The organism is Grimontia indica, from assembly GCF_000333895.2.
GTDB classification, from domain to species: domain Bacteria; phylum Pseudomonadota; class Gammaproteobacteria; order Enterobacterales; family Vibrionaceae; genus Enterovibrio; species Enterovibrio indicus.
Map to the genome: position 1 here is coordinate 54,742 of NZ_ANFM02000055.1, position 7,335 is coordinate 62,076.

Annotated in this window: 6 protein-coding genes; 3 read left to right on the top strand and 3 right to left on the bottom strand. The window is 47.8% G+C overall.

What is annotated here, in order from left to right; genetic code table 11:
- The first annotated feature begins 20 nt into the window (after window positions 1-20).
- Window positions 21-1,505 (top strand): CoA-acylating methylmalonate-semialdehyde dehydrogenase, encoded by a 1,485-nt coding sequence (locus tag D515_RS23100; protein ID WP_002542180.1) that lies wholly within the window; start codon window positions 21-23, stop codon window positions 1,503-1,505.
- A gap of 231 nt (window positions 1,506-1,736) precedes the next feature.
- On the opposite strand, the gene D515_RS23105 is transcribed toward D515_RS23100, so the two are convergent.
- The 3 genes from D515_RS23105 to D515_RS23115 form a co-directional block, all read right to left on the bottom strand.
- Window positions 1,737-2,345 carry an EAL and HDOD domain-containing protein gene (locus tag D515_RS23105; protein ID WP_002542181.1) on the bottom strand — a complete coding sequence of 203 codons (609 nt, stop codon included), beginning with the start codon at window positions 2,343-2,345 and terminating at the stop codon, window positions 1,737-1,739.
- A 167-nt stretch (window positions 2,346-2,512) separates the two neighbouring features.
- Window positions 2,513-3,235, bottom strand: coding sequence for a UDP-2,3-diacylglucosamine diphosphatase (gene lpxH, locus D515_RS23110; RefSeq protein ID WP_002542183.1), 723 nt, complete (start codon window positions 3,233-3,235; stop codon window positions 2,513-2,515).
- Between the two features lie 42 nt (window positions 3,236-3,277).
- Window positions 3,278-3,775, bottom strand: coding sequence for a peptidylprolyl isomerase (locus D515_RS23115; RefSeq protein ID WP_002542184.1), 498 nt, complete (start codon window positions 3,773-3,775; stop codon window positions 3,278-3,280).
- A 226-nt stretch (window positions 3,776-4,001) separates the two neighbouring features.
- Here D515_RS23115 and cysS point away from each other — a divergent pair, with 226 nt between their 5' ends.
- Both cysS and D515_RS23125 read left to right on the top strand, forming a co-directional pair.
- Complete coding sequence (cysS, locus tag D515_RS23120) at window positions 4,002-5,384, top strand: cysteine--tRNA ligase (RefSeq protein WP_002542186.1); 1,383 nt, start codon at window positions 4,002-4,004, stop codon at window positions 5,382-5,384.
- A gap of 599 nt (window positions 5,385-5,983) precedes the next feature.
- On the top strand, window positions 5,984-6,952 hold the full coding sequence (locus D515_RS23125; protein WP_039850586.1) for a porin: 969 nt from the start codon (window positions 5,984-5,986) through the stop codon (window positions 6,950-6,952).
- The last annotated feature ends 383 nt before the right edge of the window (window positions 6,953-7,335 follow it).

Here is a 7,335-nt window from a genome sequence, read left to right on the forward strand (position 1 = left end):
CTTTAAGGGGATATAAGGATATGTCTGTAACGCACTACATTGATGGCAAATACACAGCCGAAAGCGAGCGCAAGCAAGCGCTGTTTAACCCTGCGACCGGCGAGCAAAGTGGCGAAGTCTCTTTGGCATCAGTTGCCGAAACCGAAGCTGCAATTGCTTCTGCCAAAGCCGCTTTTCCTGCATGGTCCGAAATGTCGCCACTTCGCCGTGCCCGTGTGATGTTTAAGTTCAAGGCGTTGGTGGAAGAAAACATCGACGAGCTCGCGGCGCTCATTACCAAAGAGCACGGAAAGGTGCTGGATGATGCCAAAGGAGAGTTAACCCGTGGTCTGGAAGTCGTCGAGTTTGCCTGCGGTATTCCTCATTTATTGAAAGGCGAGATGACAGAGCAAATTGGCTCGGGCATTGATGCCTGGTCACTCAACCAGCCTTTGGGTGTGGTGGCAGGTATTTCGCCGTTTAACTTCCCGGTGATGGTGCCAATGTGGATGTTCCCGATCGCGATTGCCTGTGGTAACACCTTCGTGATGAAGCCTTCGGAAAAAGACCCAAGCTCAACGCTGCGTATCGCAGAGTTACTCACTGAAGCGGGTTTGCCAGATGGCGTATTCAATGTGGTCAATGGGGACAAAGAAGCCGTAGATGTATTGCTGACTCACCCAGATGTGCAGGCGGTCAGCTTTGTGGGTTCGACTCCGATTGCTGAATACATCTACAGCACGGCATCGGCGCATGGTAAGCGTGTTCAGGCATTGGGCGGCGCGAAAAACCACATGGTGGTGATGCCGGATGCGGACTTGGATCAGGCGGTTGCGGCGTTGATGGGTGCAGCTTATGGTTCTGCCGGTGAGCGTTGTATGGCAATTTCTGTGGCGGTTGCGGTAGGCAATGTGGCAGATGCCCTGATTGAAAAACTGACGCCAAAAGTGAAAGAACTACGTGTCGGTAATGGTGTGATTGAAGGCATGGAAATGGGGCCTTTGGTGACGAAAGAACACCTGAGCAAAGTGGAAGGCTATGTGGCGAAAGGTGTGGAAGAAGGAGCGAACCTCCTCGTTGATGGCCGCGGTGTTCAGGCTGAAGGTGGAGATGGCTACTTCCTAGGTGGTTGCTTGTTCGATAATGTCACACCAGAAATGACTATCTATCGCGACGAAATTTTTGGTCCGGTTCTGTCTGTGGTTCGCGTGCCGGATTATGCGACGGCGGTGAAACTGATTAATGATCATGAATTTGGCAACGGTACGGCCATCTTTACCCAAAATGGCGATGCAGCGCGTCAGTTCTGTCATGAAATTCAGGTAGGTATGGTTGGCGTGAATGTGCCCATCCCTGTGCCAATGGCATTCCACAGTTTTGGCGGCTGGAAGCGTTCACTGTTTGGTTCGCTTCATGTGCACGGTCCTGATGGTGTGCGCTTCTACACTAGACGCAAGGCGATCACCGCGCGATGGCCAACCGGGCTCAGGGCGAACGCCGATTTTATTATGCCAACAATGAAATAATGGCAATTTGCCTGAAAGAAAAAAGGAACCGAACGGTTCCTTTTTTCATGTGGAGTGCTGATACCAATCGTAGTAAATATTTGCTCATCCTAGCTTGTTAAAATGCTCGATAACTGCGTTGAAAAATTTGATTGTAGAATAACTACTTATCGAAATTTTCCGCCTTGTTCTCGAGCATTTTTCCTGCGCTATTTCTGAGCAGCTACCTACTGTGATTGGTATGATTGAACGTTAAGCGACGTTTGAAAAGAAAATGCGCTCGGGTTTACTTAGCTGATAACCCTGAAACAGGTCGAAGCCCATTTCAAGCGCTGCGTGATATTCCTCGTCAGTCTCTATCTTTTCAGCCAGCAGTTTAAATTCAAAACGCTTTCGGTATTTGCTGACAAACTGGGAAATCTGAGTCAGGGTCTGTGCCCGGAAGTCGATTTTCACGCAATCCGCCAATCGAAGGAAAGGGAGCCAGTCGGACGACGGAACAAAATCATCAAACGCGATTTGATAGCCGTGGGACTTCAGGTCTTCCAGTGCTTTGTAAAGCTCAGCGTCCGCCACACAATCTTCAAGCACCTCAATAACCAATTCTTGAGCTGGATAGTTAAGTGCTTTGCCTTGAATAAGGCTGTCGTAACAGAAGTTAACGAAGCAGGGGAGGCCATCAGAAACACGCCTGACGCCGCCGGTTGTCTCGCAGAATAAATCATTCAGCACACTGTCAGTGGCGATGTCAGATTCGATACAAGGAAAAGAATCACAGTAGCCTTCGCGAAACAACAACTCATAAGCAATGACTTTTTGCTCTGAGTTATAGATCGCCTGCCGTGCAATGTTTGAACGCATAGAATGCCAACGTTTCCTTAAAGAGGATTACGAAATCAATTGTATAAAAAGTCTCATATTTGAGAGTGCTAATAATGGCTGATATTTCGCGAAGAAAATTAATGAGAAAACTCATGCTTTTCTCATCTTGACCGTTCGGTCAGCTCGTCGTGATTTGCATTGAGCATTTAAAACGCGCGGGTTTGCAGCGTGCAGCCTTCTTCGGTACAGACCAAAACAGAGCCTTGAGTGTACCAATCACCGAGTACGATTCGTTGAGCCGGATCATTTCCAATGCGAATGTCATGAATATCCGGTCTGTGAGTGTGACCATGAATGAGTTGCGTCACGCCATTGTCTTTCATTACACGCAACACCTCAGATTGGTCGACATCCATGATGTCTTCCGATTTTTCCATGTTGCTTTTGGTGCTGCCAGCCCGGATTTTTTCGCCGATACGGCGCCTGACGAAAAGCGGCAATCTAAAGAACAGCCACTGGATTAGCGGGTTGTGCACTTTTTTACGGTAGCGCTGATACCCTTCATCCTGAATACACAATGTGTCGCCATGCATGATGAGCGTGGGCTTACCGAATAAATCGATCACATGGTGTTCAGGCAGCAGAGTCATGCCCGACGCTTTTGCAAACCGTTTGCCGACCAAAAAATCGCGGTTTCCATGAATGAAATAGATGGGGATACCCAGATCGCTGAGTGCTTTAAAAGCATCTGCCACTTCAATTTGAAGCGGGGTTCCGTCGTCGTCACCAATCCAGGACTCAAACAGGTCGCCCAACACATAAAGTGCACTTGCCTTTGGGGCGTCCTCTTTCAGGAAGCGCAAAAAGCACTGGGTAATTTCAGGATGGGTAGGGCTGAGATGGAGATCAGAGATAAATAATACGGTCATAGATAATATAAGGGCAGCAAGTCATTGCTGCCCCTCAGCGCCTTATTCTTCGATAGTCACGCTTTCGATCAGCACTTCTTCTACAGGCACGTCCTGGTGAACGTAACCCCAGTTACCGGTAGCAACGTCTTTGATCTTGTTAACCACGTCCATACCTTCAACCACTTCACCGAATACACAGTAACCCCAACCGTCTGGCGTTTCAGATTTGAAGTCCAGGAAGGTGTTGTTGTTAACGTTGATGAAGAACTGAGAGCTCGCTGAATGCGGTTCCATAGTACGTGCCATTGCAATGGTACCTACTTTGTTGCTCAGGCCGTTGTTAGCTTCGTTTTTAATCGGTGCATTGGTTTCTTTTTCTTGCATGCCAGAAGCCATGCCGCCGCCTTGAATCATGAAACCGTCGATGACACGGTGGAACAGAGTGCCGTTGTAAAAACCGTCACGGCAGTATTGCAGGAAGTTTTCTGCAGTCACTGGCGCTTTTTCGCTGTTCAGTTGGATTTTGATGTCACCAAAGTTGGTATGAAGCGTAACCATGATTTGTTCCTATAAATTCGCGTTTAGCTTTGAACGTTTGATTCTATCCTAGTGGTCGTGACATTCAACTGATCACACCAGAAAAATCAGCCTTATGACTCAGCACAGCGCCTGCATGCTTTAATTGTACGCGCGCCTCTGTTCACCCTTGCCTAAACTCGGCGGAAAAGGTGTAATATGCCATTCCTCTTATCATTTAATATTTGTAATGGGTAACCCGACTACCATGTTGAAGATTTACAACTCCCTCACCAAGAAAAAAGAAGAATTCAAACCTATCCATCCTGGCAAGGTTGGCATGTATGTGTGTGGGGTTACCATTTACGATTTGTGTCACATCGGCCATGGCCGCACCTTCGTTTCATTCGACGTGGTATCGCGTTACCTGCGCTTCTTGGGTTATGACCTGAAGTTCGTTCGTAACATCACAGACATCGATGACAAGATCATCAAGCGAGCCGCTGAAAACGGAGAAAGCTGTGATTCACTGACTGAGCGTCTGATCGGTGAAATGTATGCTGACTTTGATGCGCTGAACATGAAGCGTCCAGACGTTGAGCCTCGCGCAACGCAATTTATTGCTGAAATCATTGCGCTGGTGGAGCGTTTGATTGAGCGTGGTTTCGCTTATGTTGCTTCTAACGGCGACGTGCTGTTCGAAGTGGCAAAGTTTGACGAATACGGCAAGCTGTCACGTCAGGATCTGGACCAGCTTCAGGCGGGTGCACGTGTTGACGTGGAAGAAGCGAAGAAAAGCCCACTGGATTTCGTACTGTGGAAAATGTCCAAGCCGGGTGAACCGACATGGGAATCTCCTTGGGGCCCAGGTCGTCCGGGCTGGCATATCGAATGTTCTGCAATGAACTCTGCCATTCTGGGTAATCATTTTGATATCCACGGCGGTGGTTCAGATCTGACCTTCCCGCACCACGAAAATGAAATCGCGCAATCTTGCTGTGCACATGACACTCAGTATGTGAATACCTGGATGCACAGCGGTATGGTGATGGTTGACCGCGAGAAGATGTCCAAGTCACTGGGTAACTTCTTCACTATCCGTGACGTGCTCGCTCACTACGATGCGGAAACCGTTCGCTACTTCCTGATGTCTGGTCACTACCGCAGCCAGCTGAACTACAGCGAAGAAAACCTGAAACAAGCGCGTGCGTCAATGGAGCGTCTGTACACGTCACTGCGTGGTCTTGATCTTTCAGCCACTGCGGAAGGTGGTGAAGAGTTCATTGAGCGTTTCAAAGTTGCAATGGACGACGATTTCAATACGCCAGAAGCGTATTCAGTGCTGTTCGACATGGCGCGTGAAATCAATCGCCTGAAAGCCGAAGATGTAGAAGGCGCATCTAAACTGGCAGCGCGTATGCGTGAACTGGCTGAAGTGCTTGGCTTGCTGGAGCAAGATCCAGAAGCCTTCCTGCAAGGCAACGCGGGTGGCGATGATGAAGTGGTGGAAATTGAAGCGCTGATCAAAGCGCGTAACGATGCACGCGCAAGCAAAGACTGGGCGGCAGCGGATGCGGCACGTGATGCTTTGACCGCAATGGGCATCGTTCTGGAAGACGGTGCAGCAGGCACCACTTGGCGTCGTAAATAAGCCAAATTCCCATATCTAATGAAACGGAGCTTAGTGCTCCGTTTTTTATTTCTTTCCTTTCCCTTGAGCACTGTCTCTATACCCAAACGACCTGAAGATGCTCGCATTCAGAGGTTATCAATGCGTTCAATTCAAGGCAAATTTCGCGAGGAATAGGGTTCTATTTCCGTGGAATTTAACGAAGAAGTGGGCGCATTGAAGGCCTCCCTTCGGGCGAGTTGACTGACGTCGTGCTCGTTGTTGTCCCTTTTTGATGGAGGTGACTACACCTACAAAGGGACGCTGCGATCACAACGCCAGTCAAACTCGCTGAATCCGGCATCTTCAGGTTGTTTGGGTATATCAAAATTATTCGCCAAATTGTTTGCATGAAGACATCTAAATTCTCCTGTTCACCATCGGCGCTTCCATAAGAGCTCTCATTCATTGAGTTTATTTTCATAATCTCATTTGTGGGAGCCCATTTTTACTGGCTTTGAGCGATTCTTGCTGTGATGTTCAGGCGCTTGTCGTAATTATTTTTTAATCGTTGTAGGCGCGATTACGTGCAGTTGTTTTGATGGAACTCAAGCGGCTGTAAAGCCGCAGGGATGATTGAAATGAAAAAAACGATGATTACAGCGTCGATAATCGGCGCGGCAGTGGGCTTTAATGCATACGCATACACGGTTTATTCCAGTGATGAGTCAGCACTTGATATTGGTGGTCGTATCGAGCCTCGATTCAATGTTTCCGATGCAAATGAAGTAAACGCAAATGGCACTGCGAATGGCAACAGCTCATTCAAAGACATGAGCCGTGCAAGGCTACATTTTGCTGGAGAAACCAGTGTTAATGACAGTGTTAGTGTTTTTGGCTTCTATGAAGCAGAAATGACAACGGATGATTCCAACATCGACAACCGATACATGTTCGCTGGCTTTGACACCAACTTTGGTGCCTTCTCATACGGTAAGCAGGACTCTTCTCAGGTCATTCTGACCAATGTCACCGATATCATGGAAACCTTTGGTGGCAGTGCGGCTGATATCGTTGTTGGTAACCAAGACAAGTTAGAAAACAACTTTGTTTATATGGTAGAAACGCCAGTAGGCGTAACAGTGACATTGAATTATGTGGCTGCTGACGAAAAGGACAATGATTCTGCAGGTGGCTCTATCTATTACGAGAGCCCCATTGGATTAGATATCGGTGCTGGTTATGTTTCAGGCGATCAGAGAACTGGGACTGGTTTAGCCAGTGTCGAGGTCGACCAATATGACGTAGCTCTATCTTATACTTTCAACGATTTCTACATTGGCGCTCTCTATGTCGCTGGTGAAGTTGATAACGTTGATATAGACGGTTACGAGATTGCTCTGGCGTATAACATCAATGACTATGTCTTCCGGTATGTCTTCAACTATCGCGATTCAGATAATGCTTCTCATGATGTCGACTACAACGCAATTGAAGGTGTTTACAACGTCACTGACAATTTTGTCGGCTATGCGGGTTATGAATTTAACCGCTTGGATGGCAAGCAAAATGATGACCAGCTGCAAGCCGGTGTCCGATATACGTTCTAATGGGTGAATGAAACTAAAAAGCGGAGCCTAATGGCTCCGCTTTTTTGGTTATTAAGCCTGCCCGGAAGCTTGAAGCTCAAGAGGGGAGATAAGCGAATGATTTCCTTAAAGGACAAAATGGAAATCATGCAAGCTTCTGGTACGACCAAAAAATGGCTCATTGCGTTGAGATAGCACATTCTGGATGGCTTAGTAACGATAATATCCTTTCTACCTTAACCCGAGTTGAATATACCCAAACGACCTGAAGATGCAGGATTCAGCGAGATTGACTGGCGTTATGATCGCGGCGTTCCTTTGCCGGTGTCACCTCAATCAAAAAGGAACAACAAAGAGCATGACGTCAGTCAACTCGCCCGAAGGGAGGGCCTCAATGCGCCCAC

Bases quoted from the DNA above. Each gene is read 5' to 3' on its own strand.
- D515_RS23100 (WP_002542180.1), top strand. From the start codon at position 21: ATGTCTGTAACGCACTACATTGATGGCAAATACACAGCCGAAAGCGAG.
- D515_RS23105 (WP_002542181.1), bottom strand. From the start codon at position 2,345: ATGCGTTCAAACATTGCACGGCAGGCGATCTATAACTCAGAGCAAAAA.
- lpxH (WP_002542183.1), bottom strand. From the start codon at position 3,235: ATGACCGTATTATTTATCTCTGATCTCCATCTCAGCCCTACCCATCCT.
- D515_RS23115 (WP_002542184.1), bottom strand. From the start codon at position 3,775: ATGGTTACGCTTCATACCAACTTTGGTGACATCAAAATCCAACTGAAC.
- cysS (WP_002542186.1), top strand. From the start codon at position 4,002: ATGTTGAAGATTTACAACTCCCTCACCAAGAAAAAAGAAGAATTCAAA.
- D515_RS23125 (WP_039850586.1), top strand. From the start codon at position 5,984: ATGAAAAAAACGATGATTACAGCGTCGATAATCGGCGCGGCAGTGGGC.